18 protein-coding genes and 2 pseudogenes are annotated in these 20,699 nt (G+C 64.7%); 10 read left to right on the plus strand and 10 right to left on the minus strand.

Annotated features, from left to right (window positions below; translation table 11 throughout):
* The 3 genes from A5706_RS34290 to A5706_RS13695 all read left to right on the plus strand — a co-directional run.
* A partial coding sequence (locus tag A5706_RS34290; protein ID WP_231985281.1) for a hypothetical protein occupies window positions 1–235 on the plus strand: 235 nt, incomplete at its 5' end.
* Window positions 236–294: 59 nt separating this feature from the next.
* Window positions 295–681 carry a hypothetical protein gene (locus A5706_RS13690; RefSeq protein ID WP_068131400.1) on the plus strand — a complete coding sequence of 129 codons (387 nt, stop codon included), beginning with the start codon at window positions 295–297 and terminating at the stop codon, window positions 679–681.
* 405 nt (window positions 682–1,086) lie between these two features.
* Window positions 1,087–1,290 (plus strand): sulfotransferase family 2 domain-containing protein, encoded by a 204-nt coding sequence (locus A5706_RS13695; RefSeq protein WP_068131402.1) that lies wholly within the window; start codon window positions 1,087–1,089, stop codon window positions 1,288–1,290.
* Between the two features lie 248 nt (window positions 1,291–1,538).
* On the opposite strand, the gene A5706_RS33010 is transcribed toward A5706_RS13695, so the two are convergent.
* Window positions 1,539–1,790: a hypothetical protein gene (locus A5706_RS33010; protein WP_156767107.1), complete on the minus strand. Its 252-nt coding sequence runs from the start codon at window positions 1,788–1,790 to the stop codon at window positions 1,539–1,541.
* A gap of 102 nt (window positions 1,791–1,892) precedes the next feature.
* Here A5706_RS33010 and A5706_RS13710 point away from each other — a divergent pair, with 102 nt between their 5' ends.
* The 3 genes from A5706_RS13710 (at window position 1,893) to A5706_RS13720 (ending at window position 4,884) form a co-directional block, all read left to right on the plus strand.
* Window positions 1,893–3,224: a sulfotransferase gene (locus A5706_RS13710; RefSeq protein ID WP_068131408.1), complete on the plus strand. Its 1,332-nt coding sequence runs from the start codon at window positions 1,893–1,895 to the stop codon at window positions 3,222–3,224.
* A 689-nt stretch (window positions 3,225–3,913) separates the two neighbouring features.
* Window positions 3,914–4,108 carry a hypothetical protein gene (locus A5706_RS13715; protein WP_156767108.1) on the plus strand — a complete coding sequence of 65 codons (195 nt, stop codon included), beginning with the start codon at window positions 3,914–3,916 and terminating at the stop codon, window positions 4,106–4,108.
* A gap of 11 nt (window positions 4,109–4,119) precedes the next feature.
* Window positions 4,120–4,884, plus strand: coding sequence for a class I SAM-dependent methyltransferase (locus A5706_RS13720; protein ID WP_068131412.1), 765 nt, complete (start codon window positions 4,120–4,122; stop codon window positions 4,882–4,884).
* An 816-nt stretch (window positions 4,885–5,700) separates the two neighbouring features.
* Here A5706_RS13720 and A5706_RS33015 read toward each other — a convergent pair.
* Window positions 5,701–5,928 carry a hypothetical protein gene (locus tag A5706_RS33015; RefSeq protein WP_156767109.1) on the minus strand — a complete coding sequence of 76 codons (228 nt, stop codon included), beginning with the start codon at window positions 5,926–5,928 and terminating at the stop codon, window positions 5,701–5,703.
* Window positions 5,929–6,157: 229 nt separating this feature from the next.
* Here A5706_RS33015 and A5706_RS13725 point away from each other — a divergent pair, with 229 nt between their 5' ends.
* Together A5706_RS13725 and A5706_RS13730 are read left to right on the plus strand one after the other, a co-directional pair.
* Window positions 6,158–6,913 carry a class I SAM-dependent methyltransferase gene (locus A5706_RS13725; RefSeq protein WP_068131433.1) on the plus strand — a complete coding sequence of 252 codons (756 nt, stop codon included), beginning with the start codon at window positions 6,158–6,160 and terminating at the stop codon, window positions 6,911–6,913.
* 54 nt (window positions 6,914–6,967) lie between these two features.
* Window positions 6,968–7,618: a class I SAM-dependent methyltransferase gene (locus tag A5706_RS13730; RefSeq protein WP_068131414.1), complete on the plus strand. Its 651-nt coding sequence runs from the start codon at window positions 6,968–6,970 to the stop codon at window positions 7,616–7,618.
* Between the two features lie 210 nt (window positions 7,619–7,828).
* Here A5706_RS13730 and A5706_RS13735 read toward each other — a convergent pair whose 3' ends face one another.
* The 4 genes and pseudogenes from A5706_RS13735 to A5706_RS13750 all read right to left on the minus strand — a co-directional run bounded on the left by A5706_RS13735 (window position 7,829) and on the right by A5706_RS13750 (window position 15,788).
* On the minus strand, window positions 7,829–10,039 hold the full coding sequence (locus A5706_RS13735; RefSeq protein WP_068131415.1) for a glycosyltransferase family 1 protein: 2,211 nt from the start codon (window positions 10,037–10,039) through the stop codon (window positions 7,829–7,831).
* 76 nt (window positions 10,040–10,115) lie between these two features.
* Window positions 10,116–12,293: a glycosyltransferase gene (locus A5706_RS13740; protein ID WP_231985282.1), complete on the minus strand. Its 2,178-nt coding sequence runs from the start codon at window positions 12,291–12,293 to the stop codon at window positions 10,116–10,118.
* Between the two features lie 555 nt (window positions 12,294–12,848).
* Window positions 12,849–13,853: pseudogene (locus A5706_RS32265) on the minus strand (PE family protein); the annotation flags it as partial.
* Window positions 13,854–14,258: 405 nt separating this feature from the next.
* Window positions 14,259–15,788, minus strand: coding sequence for a PPE family protein (locus A5706_RS13750; RefSeq protein ID WP_068131421.1), 1,530 nt, complete (start codon window positions 15,786–15,788; stop codon window positions 14,259–14,261).
* A gap of 156 nt (window positions 15,789–15,944) precedes the next feature.
* Here A5706_RS13750 and A5706_RS34295 point away from each other — a divergent pair.
* Window positions 15,945–16,562, plus strand: a pseudogene (locus tag A5706_RS34295) (DUF2275 domain-containing protein); the annotation flags it as partial.
* Between the two features lie 165 nt (window positions 16,563–16,727).
* On the plus strand, window positions 16,728–17,282 hold the full coding sequence (sigC, locus tag A5706_RS34300) for an RNA polymerase sigma factor SigC (protein ID WP_231985284.1): 555 nt from the start codon (window positions 16,728–16,730) through the stop codon (window positions 17,280–17,282).
* On the opposite strand, the gene A5706_RS13760 is transcribed toward sigC, so the two are convergent.
* From A5706_RS13760 to A5706_RS13775, 4 genes are read right to left on the minus strand one after another with little or no spacing between them, the layout of a single operon-like run.
* Complete coding sequence (locus A5706_RS13760) at window positions 17,279–18,004, minus strand: cobalt-precorrin-6A reductase (RefSeq protein ID WP_068131423.1); 726 nt, start codon at window positions 18,002–18,004, stop codon at window positions 17,279–17,281. The genes sigC and A5706_RS13760 overlap by 4 nt on opposite strands.
* A complete protein-coding gene (gene cobM / locus A5706_RS13765; RefSeq protein ID WP_068131435.1) occupies window positions 18,004–18,759 on the minus strand; it encodes a precorrin-4 C(11)-methyltransferase in 756 nt (251 codons plus the stop codon). Before cobM ends, A5706_RS13760 begins: the two co-directional genes overlap by 1 nt.
* Window positions 18,756–19,922: a bifunctional cobalt-precorrin-7 (C(5))-methyltransferase/cobalt-precorrin-6B (C(15))-methyltransferase gene (locus A5706_RS13770; protein ID WP_068131425.1), complete on the minus strand. Its 1,167-nt coding sequence runs from the start codon at window positions 19,920–19,922 to the stop codon at window positions 18,756–18,758. The genes cobM and A5706_RS13770 overlap by 4 nt, the downstream gene beginning before the upstream one ends.
* On the minus strand, window positions 19,919–20,668 hold the full coding sequence (locus A5706_RS13775) for an SDR family NAD(P)-dependent oxidoreductase (protein WP_068131427.1): 750 nt from the start codon (window positions 20,666–20,668) through the stop codon (window positions 19,919–19,921). The genes A5706_RS13770 and A5706_RS13775 overlap by 4 nt, the downstream gene beginning before the upstream one ends.
* Window positions 20,669–20,699: the final 31 nt, after the last annotated feature.

The raw sequence follows: 20,699 nt of genomic DNA on the forward strand, positions 1-20,699 counted from the left end.
GTCGTTCGACACCGATGACATGACCTCCACGAGTGAAATCGCGGTCCAGTTTTGGAACCGTCCCCTCACCGGTCGCGCGGTTGTGACTATGTCCAATTTGTGTATTCGGCAGATGCGCTCGGTTCTCGCGCGCGATACCGGCGGTAACGCCCTCGAACCGAGCGGGTGGCGCAGGCGGCACCGGCGGCGTGGCCGGCCAACCCGTCTGAACGGCTGCACCGGCGGAGGCGGCTAAGTGGTCTGGCCGGTAACAAAACGGGGTCAAGCCCAATCTCATTGCTGTACCTTGCATTCATGCGTTTCGCCGTCGCGATCGTGTCATCTCCCTCCCATCACGACATTGGCGGCGAAGCTTTGAACGAGGTCGCCGAGGCACTGCACCATGCGCTTTTGGCGCATGGCCATGACTCGGTGCTGACCAACCGCTTCCACCTCGACGATCGCCGCACCATCGTCCTGGGCGCAAACCTTCCCGTTCAGTACGGCTTGGAGCCGCCAAAAAGCCCAATCTTCTACAACCGCGCGACCGGTGAGGGGACGGTTCCAAAACTGGACCGCGATTTCACTCGTGGAGGTCATGTCATCGGTGTCGAACGACACCTCGCCGATCGAAGGCACGCGGCTTGCCGCCATTTGCCCGACGCGGAGATTTCGGCCCGTGTGGCCGGCAGCCTGCCCTAGTGTCGCGGCCGAGCTGGTGCTGGCCGAGGTCGGCTGTCGGGCAGCCATGCTCGAGGGCCCCGCGGGGGGACTTCTGGCAGGCCGGATCGATTAAGGCGAGGCTCGGCGCAACGACCCGCGTTGAAGTTGAAGCTGCATCACCCTAATCCTCGAGTTCAGCAACCCGACAGCCCCGCCAGGATGAGGGGAAGGAAGTTAGCCGAAATGGCCTCACCGGTGACCGTATGAACGTTTTACTACCCAGGGTCACCGGCATGGTGCTTGACTAAGTGGAAGGTCATCACGTAATCACGCCCAAGCTGATGGGCACGAGCATGCTGTCGATGATGGCGGGGCTGCAAAACGAAGAACCTGCTTCCTAAGTAGCCCACTGCCGGGCACCTGAGGTTACCCGCGCACTGGGCTGTGCACGATCAAGCGATCTGGCAACAGTGGTTCAAGCCGCTGCATTTGCTCCCGGCGGACGTGATCGAGCAAGTTATTAGTGAAGACGGCTGGTTCCGGTTTGGTTGGGTCCGGCACCCCGTGGACCGATTATGGTCGGCCTGGCAGTCGAAGCTGCTGCTTCGCGAGCCGCTATTCGTGGAACTGTACGGCACGGCGCCGTGATTCCCCCGTATTCCAAAGGAGCTACCCGAAGGTCGACGGCGGTGGTGGGCACGACGCACTGCTCCCGGCCTCGGTGCCATTGCCGAGGACTTCGAAAGATTCGTTGCCGCGCTGGCCAAAGACCCGCAGCTTCTCACCGCCGACCCGCACTGGGCACCACAGAGCTACTTGCTTCGCCCCGAAGTTGTTCCATATTCCGAGGTTGGGCGCATCGAGGCGGCCGCAGTGACCCTCGGCCGACTCGAACGTCACTTGCGGGCACAAGGCGCTGGCAGGGGACGCTCGACCTGAAACGGCTCAACGCCACCCTGCTGCCGCGCGCAGTCATCCGCGATCCGACGCTGTTGCGACTGATCGAGAAAATTTATATCGACGACATGATCGCTTTCGGGTATGAGCCCGCGAATGTGGGCCATCCGCCTTCTGCGGATGCCAGCGCCATTGCGGTGAGAGCAATGGCCGAGCTGGTTGAGCGGCATGAGCGGATCGGCGATCTTCACCGGATGCTCACGCTAGATTGCAACCTAGGGGCGCCGGGTGGTTCCCCGGACGTGGAGCAGTGAAAGATGCACTGCCCCAGCTGGAAGGGACGGGGTCGCCGCATGGCAATTGAGATATCCGAGGTCGCCCTGTGCCCTATCGATGACCTGATCACCGCTGCTAACGTCGACTATCCGCCGACGGGTCCGGTCGACGGATACGTGTTCGAGGTCTTCGGCTGGGTCGTAGGCAAGGCGCCGATAGCCGAAGTGCAGTTCGTCCACGAGGAAAGCGTGATTGCGTGCTGCGAGCTAGATGTTTGGCGGCCCGATATTGCCGAAACGTTTGGCAGTTCGTCACAAGCGGGGTTTTGGAAGGCGATCGGAACTGTCGGTCTGGCAGCGGCCTTCACCGTCGAGGTGTGGGTTGTCTTCCAGGATGGACGCCGACGCGAGATCGCGAAAATACGCGGCACCCAGCAGCTAACCTCGGCGTTCATCCCTTCCATGCAGCCAATCATCGTTACCAGTATCGGCCGATCGGGCAGCACCAGGCTAGTAAGGATGCTCGCGGAGCATCCGGACATCATCGTCGAGGAGCGATTTCCCTACGAGACGTTTGTCTGCAGTTACTGGATGCATTTCATGCATGTCCTAGCCGCACCCGCGGACACCTCGCAGGACGAATCGTGGCAGTTCTGGGCACTGGATCCAAAACGGCTACCTCCGTGCCCTTATTACTTCCTGCCGGAGGTACATGTCCCTTATTTCTACCAGCCGCTCGCATATCCGACCCCAGCGGAGCATGTAGCCGTCGAGCGCTGGTACTTCGATCAGGTCGAGGAATTCGCCCGAGTGGCGCAGGCCGCCGTCGAGTCGTTCTATCGGGAGTACGCCCGCACGAGAAAACGCACGACACCTGCCTTCTTCGTGGAGAAGAGCCTTTTGGTCCCGACAGGCCACATCCGCCCGATAATGCGGCAGCTTTACCCGCGCGGGCGGGAGATATTCCTCCTCCGGGATCCCAGGGACCGCCTAGCCTCCGTACTTGCATTCAATGCCTTTCGCGGCTATCACGAATTCGGTCGCCAGCTGGTTGATACGGATGAACAATACGTCGACGTCATCCGCATGGAAACGCTGTCACTTATACAAATGTGGAAGTCCACATCACGTCGCGAACCGCTTGTCCGTTATGAGGACCTTATACGTTCGCCCACCAAACAAATACGCGCAATGCTCGACGCCCTGGAGCTGGACTCGTCGGCGAATATCGTCAAGGCAATGGTTAAAGCTGGGGACGAAGGCACCGATAACGTGAAAGAGCATCGAACATCGCCTGACGCCCGGTCATCGATCGGCCGCTGGAAGCGGGACCTTGAACCACGGCTGCAAGAAATCTGCGACGAGGCGTTTGACGGGTTACTCGACGAACTTGACGGCAGCTCGTGTTAACCTCAATATGTCACCCAATCGACCGAACGTGCATTTCGTCGACGCGAAAGGTGCACTGCCCCACCGTAATCCACGTTGTACACGTTGGATTATCCCGCGAGCTCCAGATCCCACCAAGGGTCGCCCTGCGGGCGTGAAAGTGGGGTCGGGTCACCCGCTGACGCCGACGTTCCTTGGACGTGAGAGCCCGTACCCGGGCTTGGCACCAGGGGCCTAACCAAGCTGGTTTTGGGGCAGTTGTGTCTAGAGGTGCAGACCTGAGATGCAGAGCACTTCGTCGAGGTGGCGGTGCGCAGCGCGGCGTAGGCGGCCGGTCGGCGGCCACGTTGAGCGGGGCGGATGTAAGTCGCTGTTTTGCGCACCGCGGGCTCGACCCACTCGTGCGGTGTCCCAACATCGCCGGCCATTGCTTCGGTGAGCAAGTAGCGGCCGGCGTCGGGTGCACGGCGTATCGGCGGCGCTCGCGCCGGTGAGTTTGGCCGCATCGGCGAAGTAGATGCCCACCTGAAACACTTGTGGTTCGGCGTCGAGCACCGCGGTCAGGCGGTGATGTAGTGCTCGGGGGCAAAAACCGCTAGCCCACACCAAGATGCAGCCAGAACCGTCCATCGATCTGCGCGCAGCTGCGCTAGTTGGGAGGCGGAGACGTCGATCTCGGCCTCCGCCTCGTCGAGCGTAGTCTGTGGAACATGATGACACCGTTCGCTGGCCTCTCGCACCGCGAATCAGCTACCCGCCAGAAGGATCTTCCGGAGAACGACGTCCAACAGTCTCTCCGGGCCTACGCGCGCTATCTGCGCGGCTCTGACCCCTTCATCAAGCCGAACCTTACCCGGCTGGACCGGACCTGCCGGATCGCACCTGACGCCGATTCCTACAACTAAGAATCCGACTCATGACCGCGACGTTCCACTACGCCGGATTCGACATCCCGGTCGACCTGGCCCGCCTCACTGGTGGCGGACCGGAGACCTGGCATGAGATCACGGTCGGGCATCTCCTCGAATACGAGAATTACTGTCCGATCAAACCCGACCAGCACGTGCTCGAGATCGGATGTGGAGTGGGCCGTGATGCCATCGGACTGACCAAGGTGCTGGCGCCGGAGGGGCGCTACACGGGGATCGACATCATTCGGCCGAGCATCGAATGGTGCCAGCGTCACATCACTCCGAGGTTCCCCAATTTCGAGTTCCGGTATCTCGATATTCAAAGCCAGATTCACAACCCGGGAGGCTCCTTGGGAGTCCGCGAGGTGACCCTCCCGATCGAATCAGACACGGTTGACCGGATCATCCTCCAGTCCGTGTTCACCCATATGTTCGAAGATGACATCGTCCACTACTTGAAAGAATTCCGCCGCGCGCTCCGACCCGATGGGCGCGTGTTCGCGTCATGGTTCTTACTGGACGACGAGAGCCTCACGATGGCCCAGTCGGTCGGCAGCAGCCTCACGTTCCGCTTCGGCTATGGCGACGGGTGCCTGATCGAAGACGAGATGCGTCCGGAGGCGGCGGTCGGCTTCACACCGGCCGCATTCGACCGGATCCTCAGGCGCGGTGGGTTCGAGCTCGACCAGCCGGTGCACCGGGGCTTCTGGTGCGGCCGGGAAGGGGTCACCGACGGCCAGGACATCGCAGTCTTGCGGCCGATCTCGTAGCCTCACCGCGACCAGTCAGAATTGGCCCGTGGTGACCTGATCGATCACGGTCATGGCGGGAAGGACAAGCCCGACGAGCAACAGCCCTCGCGTGCGGAGCGCGCGCACGACAGTCACGACGATGAGGGGCAAGAGCGGAAGCGCATAGCGGGCCGGCGTAGAAGTTGTAGTGGTCCTCGACGAAATTTAGGAGGGGGAAATGCCGCGGCGAGCGCGAGGATGCCGGTGCCGTACCCACGCCGCACGCGAAGGTTATCGGAGGCCACAGCGAGTTCGGAAAGCCCAATCAGCAACAGATCCAGCACGTTTCATCGCCCCCGAGGTGAGCTGAATTGCGCGCTAATGCTTTTTGCGCTGACTAGCCCGAAGTTACGACACTGTTTGGGTTGGAGGATTGGTCCTGACCTGGTGTTTTGTTGGTTTTGGATGGTGGTGTCTGACTACTTTCTTGGCGGCGATGGTGGGGGGAAGTGGTGTTGATGAGGTCGAAGGCGCGGCGTTGGGTACCGGTGGGGTCGGTAAGTTTGTCGATCTCGACGTCGGTTTGGTGGTAGCGGATTTGACACGAAGAGCTCGGTCGTGCAGTTCCCTGAGAACGGCGTATCGGCGCCCGTTGAGCGCGCCGTACAACAGGACGTCGATGTCCTAGGGGGCCGAGGGGATCCGTGTCAGCTCGGGGACGTATCCGATCGGAACGTAGGTGGGCTGGGGCAACCCCATAGCAGCGAGCACCTCGATGTTGGCTTCACTGAGGTCCCACGTCTCATAGCGCCGGAAAGGTCCACGAATTCGGGCATCGTCATCCACGGCAAGTCGTCACCCAATTGCTCTTAGGCTGTAGAAGATGGGGGTTATTGGCGGCTCCAAGCCGTACTGGACGAGTAGGTTTCCGCCGAGCACGATGGTGCGCCGCTCGTCGAGGTCGAGACGGTTGGTCGGCACCGAGTCATGACCAAGCGCCAGCAGACCATGGTGCAACGCCTCGACGACCTCGCGAAATCCGTCGCCGAAGCTCGGATTGGCAATTGCTAGGAGTTGCCACAACTGCGACGGCGAACAACATGGGTGCAAGCTCGCGGAAGAGGAGCGCTGCGTTATGCCGATTAATCACTCACCGGGTTGCCCGCTGGGCGCAGGGTCATGTTCAGGGATGTGGTGTACGACGTCGTCGTGCGATTCATCGGCGTGATGGTGCACTACTGCTGCAGTATTGGTTGAGGGCGGTGTTCGCTGCCTGGACGGATCTATTAGTGCGACTAGAGTGCGGGGCGCGATGAACGAAGATGACGACCCAACTGCAACGTTGTGCTTGTCCGGCGTTGGCTACATCGAATTCCTCAACGCGCTGCACACCCACCTGACCCCGCGCAGCTATCTAGAGGTCGGCACCGCGACAGGGGCTTCGTTGGCGGTTGCTAGCTGCGATGCGATCGCGGTGGACCCTCGGTTCGAAGTTGAGGCCGGCGCCACCGGCAACCGGGCACGGACGTTGTTCTTTCAAATGACCTCAGACGATTTCTTCGCGGCAGAGGACATACCCGCATTGCTGGGACGGCCAGTGGATATGGCCTTCCTGGACGGCCTGCACCGTTTCGAATACCTGCTGCGCGATTTCATCGGCGCGGAGGCCGCCTGTCATCCCCGCTCACTGATCCTGCTGCATGATTGCGTGCCGTCGAACACGCGGATGGCCTTGCGGGAGTTCCGGCCTGGCGATTCCTCCGAAGTAGGCACAGCTGACTGGTGGACCGGTGATGTGTGGAAACTGCTGCCGATTCTGCGCGAGTACCGCCCGGACCTGCGGCTACACGTGCTGGACTGTCCGCCTACCGGCTTGGTAGCGATCACACGTCTGGACCCTGCGTCACGCGTGCTTGCCGATCGTTATTACGAGATCGTCGATCAGCACGCCGGATCCATTCTCGACGAAGACCGGCTGAGGTCGTTCCGAAACAAACTCGAACTAACCGCTTCGCGACCGCTTTGCGAGGAACCCGACCGCCTGACCGAGCTGTTCACCTTTTACTGACCCAGTATCGAGCCGCTGGGCTGACCTCAGAACTTGCAGCGGAAGGACAGAGCAATGAGCCTCTGGGCTGAGTTCCTAACCAATAATGGCCGACCAATCCACAAATGGAAACATTACTTCCCGGCTTATGAGAGTCACTTTGGCCGCTACGTCAACCGGCCAATGAAATTCCTCGAAATCGGCGTCGGGCTCGGCGGTTCGTTGCAGATGTGGAAGCGGTATTTTGGACCGCATGCCATGATCGTTGGCATTGATCTCAATCCAGCATGTGCAGCATTTCAGGAGGATCAGATCGCCGTACGGATCGGAAACCAGGCTGATCCCGACTTTTTGAATACAGTAGTAAACGAGTTTGGCACCTTCGACGCCGTATTAGATGACGGCAGCCATATGATGGAGGATATCGCGGCCTCCTTCGCGTTCTTTTATCCGCGTATTGCCCAGGATGGTATTTACATGGTCGAAGATCTGCACACCGCATATTGGGAGAATTTTGGTGGCGGCTTGCGTCGGGCCGGAACATTCATTGAATTCTGCAAGGACATGATTGACGAACTTAACGGTGACTGGCGCGGCCCAGAGGATCCGCCAACCGAATTCACACGCACCACACAGTCGATGCATTTCTACGACAGTATCGTCGCGTTCGAACGAGGCCGAACCCTGCCGAAGGACGCGCCAATGATCCCACTGCCAGAACAGTGACCCAACTTATAAGGGCATGGCGGTATAACAGATCAAAGCGGCGAGGGTCTGCGCGGTCGTTTACCTGCAAAGCTCGGCAGGGAAGCATCAGGATCCCGTTCAACTTTAGAAGACTCTCTCGGGAGCGCGGGGCTCGCAGCCGCCCCAACCGCCGCCCGTATTCGCAGCGGTCCGCACCTGACCATCCTATTCGCCGCGCGATAGGTGTCTCTAGACGTACAGATCCGAGATGCAGAGCACTTCGTCGAGGCTGGCGGTGCGCAGCTCGGCGCCCGTGGCCGGTCGGCCACGCTGGGGGGGCGGAGCGGGTTTGGTGTTGTGCCCGCCGATGGCGCGATCCAGGCGTGCGGTGTCAAACATTGCCGGGCCGGTGGCCATCGCCTCGGTGAGTAGGTAGCGGCCGTCGTCGGGCGCCCGGCGCACCGCCTCCTCCGCTGCGCAGACACCGGTCAGGTTGGCCGCGTCATCGAAGTTGATGCCCACTTGAAACACCTGTGGTTCGGCGTCGAGCACCGCGGTCAGGCGGGTGATGAAGTTTTCGGGGGCAAAAAATCGCCAGCCCGCACCCAGGTGCAGCCAGAATCGTCCGTGAATCTGAGCGCGCAGCTGCGCCAGCTGGGGGGCGGGCTTGTCGCCGGATCGGCGACGGGCGAACTCGAGAAAACCGTAGCGTTTGCGCAGCTTGGCGCGGTCGGTGGTGGACAGGCCAGTATCGAGCACCAGGAAGCGCCCGACCCGCGACACATCGAGGCAGCAGTTCAGAAACGAGTTCAGGGTCTGCTCAATGGACTCCCGGTCCGGCCCGGCGATCAGGCTGACGACCACCTCGGCCTCACGGGGACCTGCGGTCAGGGACTGCACCAGGGCTTCGGGGTAGGCCGACGCCGCTTCGAGCATGGTCGGCACCGAAAAGTCGCGGTTGGCCGCAATCCGTTGCCGATCAGGCTCGGGCAGATCGGGGCGGGCCAGCAGGCGCCGGCACAGCGTGAACGCATCGGCATGCCTGCCGATCCAGGATGCGCACACCGCCTGCTCATCGGTTGCGCGCCACGCGTAGACGTCCGCGTATCTGGGGACGAAGAGGTCCTCTTCGGGAAAGGGGATTTCGGCGGCGCGCTTGGCAAACAGGTAACCGGCCTCATAGCGCTGCTCGTTGCGACACCGAAAGGCGATGGCGTGCAACGCCTCTGCGCGGGTCGGTCGAAACTCCCACGCCTTGAGGTAGGCCTTCTCAACATCGGGCCACGGCTCACCTAGTTCCGCCATCGACTCCGCGATCCGGTACATCGCCCAGTAGACCTCCTCTTCGCAGCCGCCCATCTCGACCCGCCGCGCACACCACCGGCGCGCGTTGTCGAAATCCTCCATACGGAAGTACGTCTCGGCCAGGAAAAAGACCGATCGCGCATCCCCGGGGTCGCTTCTGACCTTGGCCAGCAACCAATCTCGCTCCTGCGCGGCCTTGTGCTTGAAGAGCCTGTAGGTAAACAGTTGGTGGTCGCGGAGATCTGCGCTGTGGCGTTTGCCGTCCAGGCGCGCACCGATGCAGGAAGCTTCGCGCGAAATAGTCTCGTGAACTAGGCCCTCCGACAGCGCGCGCTGCAGGATCGCGGCCTGGTCGCGAGCCGAGAAAGCCTGGTAGCCTCGCTCGGCGAGTTCGCGCCGCGCGCGCTCGTTGCCGACGAGCTCCACACAGCGATCGGCCAGTCCGTCGTAGTCGGCGAACGCGATGCCCGACGCCAGGTCGCGCTCCAACGAGGGGTCGGCACTGTGCTCGGAAACCACCGCCCGTCTATTGGCGAGCAAATACGAAACACGCACGATCGCAAAGATTTTCGCTTCCCAGTAGTGCATGTTCAGGACGATCTTCGAGCGTGCGATCCAGGCGTCTCGGTCCGCACCGTAGATGTACGATAGCCATTTCACCCGAAGACCCCGGTCGCACAGTTCCCGCAGAACAGTGTATCGACGCCCGTTGAGCGCGCCGTAGAACAGGACGTCGATGTCCTCGGCGGCGGGGGCGATCCGCGTCAGCTCGTGGACGTATCCGATCGGAACGTAGGTGGGTCGGGGCAATCCCATCGAAGCGAGGTACTCGACGTTGGCTTCGCTGTAGTCCCACGTCGGGTAGCGCCGGAAGAGGTCGACGAATTCCGGCATCGTCATCCACGGCAGGTCGTCACCCAACTGCTCGAGGTTGTAGAAGACCGGGTTCTTCGGCGGCTGCAGACCGTACTGGACGAGGAGGTTGCCCCCGAGCACGATAGTGCGGCGGTCGTCGAGGTCCAGGCGGTTGGTCAGCACCGAATCATGGCCCAACGCCAAAAGACCATAGTGCAACGCCGCGGCGACCTCGTTGAAAGCTCCGCCGCTGATGTTCTGATGGTCGGGCGGTGACACAACCGCGACCGCGAAGCGCATGGGTGCAAAGTACAGCAAGAGAATTGCGCCGACCCCGTTTAGTTAATGGCATCAAACATCGCGTGCCTCGATCCGGTCACTGAGGAGGTGTTGTCGCCCGACGTCCCCTCTTCGCAACCCGCGCCGACGCTTTGGGCTGCTGCACGGACCGTGCGGCGGCCTTCTTCGCCACCCGCGCCGGCGCTTTGGGTTGCTGCCCGGGTCGGGCTGCGGTTTTCTTCGCCACCCGCGCCGGCGCATTGGGTTGCTGCCCGGGTCGGGCTGCGGTTTTCTTCGCGCCCCGCGCCGGCGCTTTGGGTTGCTGCCCGGGTCGGGCTGCAGTTTTCTTCGCGCCCCGCGCCGGCGCTTTAGGTTGCTGCCCGGCTCGGGCTGCGGCCTCCTTCGCGACGCCAGCCGGAGCCTTGGGTTGCTGCACGGCTCGGGCTGCGGCCTTCTTCTCAACCCGCACCGGCGCTTTGGGTTGCTGCACGGGCCGGGCCGCTGCGATGGAGAGCACCTCGTCGAGGCTGGCGGTCTGTAGTCCGACAGCGACCGCCCGCCAACCGAGCTCGGCGATGGGATCTGGGTCGCTGCCCCCGATGCCGCCGGCCCGATCTAGGCGTGCGGTATCGAACATCGCCGGGCCGCTGGCCACCGCATCGGTTAGCACGTAGCGACCGCCGCAGCTTTCTCGGTGAACCTCCTGCTCAGCCGCGCAGACGCCCGTCAGGTTGACCGCATCGGCGAAGTTGATTCCCACCTGGAATACCTGTGGTTCGGATTCGAGCACCGCGATCAGGCGGGTGATGAGATTTTCGGGTGCAAAGAACCGCCAGCCCTGGCCCAGGTGCAACCAGAACCGTCCCCGGACTTGAGCCCGGAGCTGCGCGAGCTGTGTGGCGAGCGCGTCGCCGGGGCTGCAATCGAGAAACTCGAGGAACCTGTAGCGCTCACGCAGCAGCGCGCGGTCGAGGGCTGACAGGCCGGTATCGACCACGACGAAGCGCCCGAACCAAAGTGGCAGATCGAGGCAGCTGTTCAGAAACGAGTTAATGGCCTGCTCGGTGGTCTCGCGGTCCGGTCCGGCGACCATGCTAACGACCACCTTGGCCTCACCTGGAGCAGCGACCAGACGCTGCACCAGCGCGTCGGGATACAACGACGCCGCCTCGAGCATGACAGGCACGCTGACGTCGCGGTTGACCGCGATACGTTGCCGATCGCCGTCGGGGATGTCGGAGAGGGCCAGCAGGCGCCGGCACAGCATGAACGCCTCCGCATGCATGCCGAGCTGGGAGGCGCACACCGCCTGCTCGTCGAGCGCGCGCCAGGCGTAGACGTCTGCGCCGATGAACAAGCAATCGTTTTGGGGAAACGGGATTTGCGCGGCCCGCTGGGCAAACAAGTGACCAGGCAGGTAGCGCTGATCTTCGCGGTACCGCCGAGCGATGGCATGTAACGCCTCGGCGCGGGTCGGTCGAAACTCCCAAGCCTGGAGGTAAATGTCCTGGACGACCAGCCACGGCCATTCGAGTCTCGTCACCGACTCTGCGAGCCGGAGCATCGAGTAATAAACCTCCTCCTCCCGGCCCTCCATCTCGATCCGCCGCTGATACCATTTGCGCGCGTTGTCGAAATCTTCTAGATCGAAGTAGCTCTGGGCCAGATAGAACACCGACCGCGCATCCTCGGGATTGCGTTCGACCTCGGCCAGCAACAGGTCGCGGTCACGCGCATACTTCTGCGCATCCTGATTGCGTGCACCGAGGCGACGAGATTCGACGTAGTAGTCGCCCTCGATGCGCCCCACGACGCAGTCAGACTCCCACACGGCTGTCTCGTGGACGACGCCTTCATAGCGCACGCGGACCCCGTCGCGGAACAACTGCGGGCGCCAGTAGGTGAAGGAGGCATCTCCGAGGCGCATGCGGTAGATGTCGACGGCTAGTTGGCTGAAATCGGGTGTGCCCAGGACGATGTCGTCGGCGTCGATGACCCAGATGTAGTCGCCGTGGCCTTGCGCGAGGTTCAGTGCCTCGGTGCGGTTGTAACCGAAATTGCGCCAAGGTCGTTCGTGAAGCTTGCCTGGGATGCCCAGGCGCGCCATGTGTTTGCGGATCAGTTCCTGAGTCCCGTCGGTGGAGCCGGTGTCGACGATCACCCACGAGTCGATGTAGGGCGCGACCGAATCAAGCGTCTCCGCGACGACGTCGGCTTCGTCTTTCACGATCATGTTCAGGCAGATCGCGACGTGCGCTGTCACTGGTTTCGACACCGCTCAAACTTTACAGAGCAATCGCGTCTCCCGGATCGGGTTGCACGGGAAATACCAGCGGCTATGGATCATTGGTCGTGCTGTTCGGCGAACACCGCCTCGGGTCAAGACCGGCGATCCGTGACGGTCTCTTCGGGCGTGTCGCCGCTGTGACGACAGCACCTCCTGACCGCTCTGCTTCGGCTTGGAGGAACCGCCCATCGCCCAAAGTTTGCATGCAACTTGGTGTAACACGACGCCAAGTTAGCGAAAGTATTTGTCCTGCGAGGAAACGCGAGGGTCTAGCTAGGTGGTGTCGAACGGACCCCGTGGGGGACGTGGCAACCGCTCTTGCGATTGAGCTTGCTGTGACGGGTTGTCGGCGTGCGGCGGGCTGGGCAGGCGATGCAGCTCCGCGATCAGATCCACCTGGCGCGCAACGGTTTCCCCGCTGCACGATCAGATCCGCCTGCCCCCGGACCAAGGCGGCGAGATTATTGGACGGACACGGATCGGCGCGCACCCCAACAAGATTCGCAAACCACGATGTGACAGCCACACCCGGCTGAATAGCTACCCGGTCGCGCCGTGCGGACCCTGAGCACCCTGTGCGCCCTGAGCACCGCTGGCACCCAAGATGCCGCCGGGACCACCGGGGCCACCCTGCCCGCTGGGACCGCCGGCGCCGCCCTGAGCGCCGGAACCGGGCAGGCCCGCACCACCGGCACCGCCGGGACCGCCAGCACCGCCGTCACCACCAGTGCCCGCGAAGAGTCCGCCGGCACCGCCGGCACCACCGGCACCACCGGCACCACCGGGACCACCAGTGGGACTACCGACGCTGCCTGTAATGCCCGGGGCGCCCGCCCCGCCGGGACCACCGGGACCACCATGGCCCATGAAGAACCCGCCGGCACCGCCGGCACCACCGGCTCCACCGGTCCCACCAGCGGCGATGGCCGATCCGCCAGCACCACCGGCGCCGCCGACACCGGAGAACCATCCACCCCGGCCGCCAGCACCACCGGCACCGCCGGGACCGCCCGTGCCGCCACGCCCGCCGTTACCGATCAGGCCTGCCGCCCCGCCAGCACCGCCAGCATTGCCCGCTCCCGTGCTGTTACCACCGGAGCCGCCGTTGCCCAACAACCATCCGCCGGCCCCACCGGCCGTCCCCTGCACCCCAGAGGTCCCATTTGCGCCGTTTCCGATCAACGGACGTCCCGACGCCGCTGCGACTACCCCGTTGATCGTCGCGGCCGGCGAGCGCATCGCAGCTTCCACCATCTGCGCCGCGTTAGCAGCCTCAGTACCCGAATACGCAGCCCCGGCGGCGGCCATCGTGCGCGTGAACTGGTCATGGAAGGCCGCTGCCCTCGCGGCCAGCGCCTGATACTCGCCCCCAGCTTGGCCGAACACCGACGCGATCGCCGCCGACACCTCATCGGCTGCCGGGCCCGTCACCCCGGTCGTCGGAGCTGCCGCCGCCGCGGTGGCGCTGGCCAAGTTCGCGCCGATGTTGTCAAGATTCTCAGTCACCCACTGGACGACGGCGGGGTCAATGTAAAACGGAGAGCTCATGACGTTCCACCCTCAAATTCATCGCCAGCCCTGCGGAAAGGCATAATGCGAAACTGCATTGGAGCAACCGAGTCGAAACGTACCGCAAGTGGTCGCTCATCGAAATAGATTCCGTAACACTGGAAATGGTCGGATTTATCAACTGGATTGAGTCGGAATAATGGACTGGATTTGGTCCGAATTATTAACTGGATTCAGTCGGATTTATACCGAAAAACTGGAACCGATCGCCATAATGAATTGGATTCGGTCGGCTTTATAACTGGACTCGGTCGGTTTAACGCTTCTTCCAGACCCGTTCGTCACTGTTTCAACCTTGGTGAGTAGGCGGGCCGGGCAAACAGCCTCAGCACGCCGTCGGCACCTTAGTTCGGTGCATGGCACGAATAGCGTTGTAGCGCTGCGCTATTCGGTCGCGCTGTCGTCCCAACTGTTGGGCAGCAGCGGGATGGCCAGGGCGCCGTTGCGACCGTCGTCCGCCAGTGTCATCAGCCCGGCCGGACGGCTGGCAGCGGGCGTGGCGGTGGCACAGACGAATCCGAGTGGACCGCCGCCTTGGCCCGAAGCCTCCGTACGCGGGCCCCCGTCGTCGAGGTCAATGAACTCGTGGCGATGGGCGCGATCCTCGATCGTCGCCCTCCGACGGCGGCGCCCAAGCGCTGGATCATGCGCCGCGGCCGCGGCGACCGCCGGGTCGTCGGCACCCTCCAGTGCCGGTTCCTCCGAGCGACGACGAGTGCGGCTGGTGTCGCTACCGCGCGCCGACAAGCCGGAGAGGCCGACGGCATAGAGGACGTCGGACAGACTTGCGCCGATGCCCGTCGTCACCGACGGACCGAATCCGACGCCCGGCCCGCCACCGACCGGTCCCCCGCCGACGGCGTGGGTTGGGCTCGGCGCTGTGGGACCGGACACCGTGGCGGCGCTGCTCGCGCTGGCCGGGGCGGCGGCGGTCGCGGGGGCAGGCATAGAACCGGGCGCCGGCGCTGCCGCGGCGGTCGGCACGGAGGTGGCCACCGACACCGGGACCGCGATGCCGGTCGCGGCCGCGGCCCCCGCCGCCACCCCCGCGGCGCCCGCGGCGGGAATGGCGACCAGCGCGGGGGCGAGCGAGATGGCCAGCTGGATCGCCTGCTGCCCGAACGGCCAGAAGATCATCAACGTGTGGAAGGTGGCCCAGGCGAGCGCGCTGGCCAGGGCTGGCGACATGCCGGGGATCTGCATCAGCGCCGAGGTGAGGCCGTTGGCGAACGGGACGGCGGGAATGGGCCACCCCGCGGGGTTGAGGTCCTTCGACACCGGCCACGCGAAATTCTTGGTGTATTGCTGCAGGAGCGCCGCGAGCTGATCCTGCCAAGAGACGCTGGTAGATCGCGCCGCGGCGCTGGTCTCCCCGCCCGTCGCGACGATCTGCGGCGCCGACGTGGCCGTCGGGATCGCCGTCAGGGCCGAGTCGGTGACGGCTTGGTAGGTGGTCATGGTTTCGGCGGCCTGCAGCCACATGCGGACGTAGTCGGCTTCGTTAACCGCGATGGGGATGGTGTTGATGCCGAAGAAGTTGGTTGCCACGAGCGTCGCGTGCGTGGCGTGGTTTGCCGCGAGCTCGGCGAGCGTCGGCATGGTGGCAAGCGCTGCGGTGTAGGCGGCCGCCGCCGTTCGGTGAGATGACGCCGCGAGCGCGCTGCGGGCGGCGCTCTCGAGTAACCAATTCAGGTAGGGCGCGTGGGCGGTGACGTACCGTTCGGCGCTGGGACCATCCCATGCTCCCTGGACGGTCCCCAGCACCCCGATGAGTTCGTCTGCCGCGGTGGCAAATTCGGCGCCGATCGCCGACCACGCCTCCGCAGCAGCGAGCAGCGGCCCGGAACCCGGACCGCTGCTGAGCAATGTGGAGTGCACCTCGGGCGGCAAGGACATCCAGATTGGGGCGGTCATCGTCGGGGGCCTTCGGGCAGGGACACGAATACCTCTTCGGTGGACGTCGGGGCGGGGCGGGCTTGTCTTCAGTGGTCGGTTTGCCGGACGGTTTGGTTCCAGCCCGCGCTTTTGGACGCCTTTGCGCGCCGACGGAGCATGCGCAACGATGCAGGGATGCGGTGTGACGTTGCGCGTGAGGCGCTTTCTGCGCGGCTAGACGGCGAGCGTCCGCAGGTGCTCGCGCAACAGGTCGACGCCCACCTGGAGTCATGCCGAAGTTGTCGCACTTGGCTGATCGGCGCGGCGGTCCAGTCGCGCCGGTTGTCCTCCATCGCGCCCGCCGAGGGACCGGACCTGGTCGACAAGATCATGGCGAGTCTCGATCAGCAGTCCCCCGCGTATCACCGCTCGATGCGCTGGTTGCGGTCGCGCTACCGGCGCTGGGGGCTGATCGGTGTCGGCCTGTTTCAGGTGGCCATTGCGGCCGCTCAGATCAGCGGCATCAATTTCGGCATGGTGTCGAGCCACATGCACGGCGCCATGTCGGGCGAGCACCTGATGCACGAGTCAACCGCGTGGTTGCTGGCGTTGGGTCTGGCCATGATTGCCGCGGGGGTTTGGCCCGCCACCGCGATTGGCGTGGCCGCGATTACCGGCGTGTATTCTGTCGCGCTATTGAGTTACGTGGTCGTCGACGCCTTCGCCGGCGAGGTAACCGCCACGCGCATCGCAAGCCACATGCCCCTGCTGCTGGGGCTGGTGTTCGCGTTGCTGGTAGCGCGCGAACACGTGCGGACCCGGCGGCCGCGCTCCTCCGGCGAGGACGCCGACTACCCCGACTCACCGTCGGAGGCGCCCAGCGGTCGGCGGCATCGGCATCTGTGGCCCATCAACCGCTCGGCCTCTACGACGACCCGTCGTAGACCGACCGCACCCGCCCAACTAAGGTGGTTGGCTATGACCGCGTCAAGCGACGACGAGGCCGTCACCGACCTCGCGTTGGCAGCCGCACGCGGGAACGAGCGAGCGCTCGAGGCGTTCATCAAGGCGACCCAGCAAGACGTTTGGCGTTTCGTCACCTATCTGTCCGACGCGAACAGCGCGGACGACCTGACGCAGGAAACCTTCCTGCGAGCGATCGGTGCGATCGAGCGGTTCTCCGGGCGATCCAGTGCCCGAACCTGGTTGCTGGCGATCGCGCGCCGCGTCGTGGCCGATCACATCCGTTACGCCCAGTCGCGGCCCCGCACCGCATCCGCCGCCGACCCCGCCCACTTCCACAGCGGCGACCGCAACGACCGAGGGTTCGAAGACCTGGTCGAGGTCACCACGATGATTGCCAACCTCACCACCGAGCAGCGGGAGGCGCTGTTGCTCACGCAGCTGCTCGGGCTGCCCTACGCCGACGCCGCAGCGGTCTGCGGATGCCCGGTCGGCACCATTCGCTCTCGCGTCGCCCGTGCCCGCGATGCGCTGCTGGCCGACGCCGAACGCGAGGACCTGACCGGCTAACCCAGCCGCGCAACCCATTCGGCGGCCTCTTCGGCGGTGCCGACGGCTGCCACGCCAGCCGGAAGTTTCGGTCTGGCGACCATTACGACCGGAATATCCAGCGCGGCAGCCGCGTCCAGCTTGGCGCGGGTCATGTCGCCGCCGCTGTTCTTGGTGACCAGCGCGTCGATGCTGTGTTCACGCAGCAGCGAGAGTTCGTCGTCGTAGCGATACGGCCCGCGCGACAGCAACACCCGGTGGTGACGCGGCAGCTCTGCGGCGTCTGGCGCGGTGACCACGCGGATCAGAAACCATGCGTCGCTGTTGGCGAAGGCTGGGACGCTTGACCGGCCTGTGGTGAGAAATATCCGCGAATATTGTTGCTTCGCAACGGCTTCCGCTGCGTCGGTGTCCGAGTCGACGACGAGGGCGTCGCCGGTCGCCCAGGCCGGGCGTGCCAGCACCAAGTGGGGTATCCGCAGTGTGGCGCATGCTTCGGCAGCGTGCGCTGTCATGGTCGCGGCGAACGGGTGGGTGGCATCGACGACGGCGTCGATGCGTTCCTCTTGCAGCCAGCGTTTTAGTCCGTCGACGCCACCGAAGCCCCCGATGCGCACCGGGCCGACGGGAAGGGCGGGGTCGGGGACGCGCCCGGCGAGCGAACTGATGACGTCGACACGCGGGTGCAGGGCCTTGGCCAGTTCGCGAGCCTCGCCGGTGCCGCCGAGCAGCAGGACGCGCATCAGTGCCGGCTCCCCCGGATCCGCCCAGTCGAATACAGGTAGCTGTCGGTGAACCCTTCGGTGGCCAGGACATCGCCGACGATGATCACGGCGGTCTTGGTGATGTCGGCGTCGTGCATCTGGCCGGCGATGTCGGCGAGCGTGCCGCGCAGCAGCACCTGTTGCGGCCAGCTGGCGAAAGCCACTACGGCAGCTGGTGTTTCGGGCCGGTAGCCGCCTTTGAGTAGCTCTGGGACGATGGCGTCGATCTGGGCGGCCGCCAGGTGCAGGACCAGGGTTCCGCCGGTTTGGGCGAGGGTTTGCAGCTCTTCGCCGGGCGGCATGGGTGTCGACAGGGTCGCGACGCGGCTCAACGTCACCGTCTGCGCCACCCCGGGGACGGTGAGCTCGCGCTTCAACGCGGCTGCCGCGGCGGCGAAAGCCGGTACGCCCGGGACGATTTCGTAGTCGATGCCCAGCGCGTCGAGTCGCCGACACTGCTCGGCCAGCGCGCTGTACAGCGACGGATCACCGGAGTGTAGCCGTGCCACGTCATGGCCGGCCGCGTCGGCGTCGGCGATTTCGGCGACGATCTGTTCGAGCGTAAGCGGGCCGGTGTCAATGATTTTCGCGTCGGCCGGGCATAGCGCCAGCAGGTCGTCGGGCATTATTGAACCCGCATACAGACATGTTGGGCAGCTTTCGAGGAGCCGCTGGCCGCGGACCGTGATGAGGTCGGCGGCACCGGGGCCCGCGCCGATGAAGTACACGGTCATTTCGTCATCGTCCACTGGGTGACCGGATATTGAGGGCGCCAACCGGTGAAGCCGCCCAGCGGCTCCGCCTGGTAGTGCTGGAAGCGTTGTAGATCGCCGCCATAGCGGGAGTATGACTGCGTGAGAATGGATTCCGACTCGGCAGTGACCGCGTTGGCGACGAGGCGTCCCCCGTGGGACAGGTGATCCAGGCATGCGTCGAGCAACCCGGGTTGGGTCAGCCCGCCGCCGATGAAGATCGCCGCTGGGGGCTCGGCGCCGTCGAACGCCTCCGGCGCCTCGCCGAGGACGTCGATGCCGACGCCGAAGGTCGCAGCGTTGGCCGCGATGTTGCGGCGGCGCCGTTCGTCGCGCTCGAACGCCACCGCGCTGCAGCCCTGCCAGCGCAGGCACCACTCGACGCCGATGCTGCCCGAGCCGGCGCCGACATCCCACAGCCGCTCCCCCGGCCGCGGCGCCAGCGCGGCGAGCGTCGCCGCCCGGACCCCAAGTTTGGTGATCTGGCCGTCGTGGACGAACGCGTCATCGGGATACGGCGACATGCGTTCGTCGGGCAGGTAGCGGACGGCGATGAGGTTGAGGTCGTCGACGTGTTGCGGTGGGTCGTCGGCCCATTGGCGCGCGCTGCCGTCGCGGCGGCGTTCGATTGGGGCGCCGAGGTTTTCGAGCACAGTGAACTCGGAGTCGCCACGCCCATGCGCGGTCAGCAGTGCAGCCAATTCCTTAGGGGTGGCCGCGTTTTTTGACAGCACGATCGCCCGGCCGCCGCGGCGCACGGCGGTGTGCGGCGGCGCGGTTACCAGGCTGATGACCTGGGTGTTGTGGGCGTTCCAACCCATCCGGGCGCACGCCAGCGTCACCGAGGAGACGTGTGGCAGCACTTTGACGTTGTTGGCGCCGTGGAGTCGGATCAGGGTGCCGCCGATGCCGTGCAGGAGCGGGTCTCCGCTGGCGACGACGTGGATTTCGTCGTCTACGGGTAATGCTCGCAAGGCGGGCAGCATCGGTGACGGCCACTCTCGGCGGGGCGCGGCCACCGTTTCGTCGAGCAGGTCGAGCTGCCGCCTTGACCCGTAAATGACTGTGGCCCTGTGTAATTCGGCGCGTGACGACTCCGCGAGGCCGGCCATGCCGTCGGCGCCGATACCGACAACGATGATCATCGCGGCATCCTGCGCCAGACGAACTGCGGCAGCAGCCGCATCACGAAGAACGTCGGCCGTAGCGACCATGGAATCCACACGGTGCGGCGCCCTTTGGCCAGGGCCCGTGCCGTTGCGGCGGCAACTTGCTCCGGCGTGCTCGACAGCGGGGCGGGCGTCATGCCCTCGGTCATGCGGCCGATGACGAAACCCGGGCGGGCGATCAGCAGTTTGACGCCGGTGCCGTGCAGCGCGTCGGCCAGCCCGCTGGCGAAGCCGTCCAGGCCGGCCTTCGCCGAGCCGTAGACGTAGTTCGCGCGGCGCACCCGCACCCCGGCGACCGAGGAGAACACCACCAGCGAGCCGCGGCCGGCGGTGCGCATGGCCGCGGCCAGGTGGGTGAGCATGCTGACCTCCGCGACGTAGTCGGTGTGCACGATGGCGACCGCGTGAGCGGCGTCGGTCTCGGCGCGGGCCTGGTCGCCAAGGATCCCGAAGGCCAGCACCGCAGTGCCGATGGGTCCGTGGTCGGCGACGATCGACGCGACCAGCGGGCCATGCGAGGCGAGGTCGTCGGCGTCGAATTCCGTCGTGTGGACCTCGGTGGCGCCCGCGGCTTTGAGGGTGGCGATCTGGTCGTCGAGCTGATCGGATCTGCGCGCGGCAAGCACCACCGTCACCCCAGGGGCCAGGCGCCGCGCGAGCTCGATGCCGATTTCGCTGCGGCCGCCCAGGATTAGTACCGGACCTGCGCCCGTGTCGTCCACGGCTGCGATTATGACCTGCGCTAGCGTGGGC

Origin of the sequence: Mycobacterium sp. E796 (assembly GCF_001672815.1) — a bacterium.
GTDB lineage: Bacteria > Actinomycetota > Actinomycetes > Mycobacteriales > Mycobacteriaceae > Mycobacterium.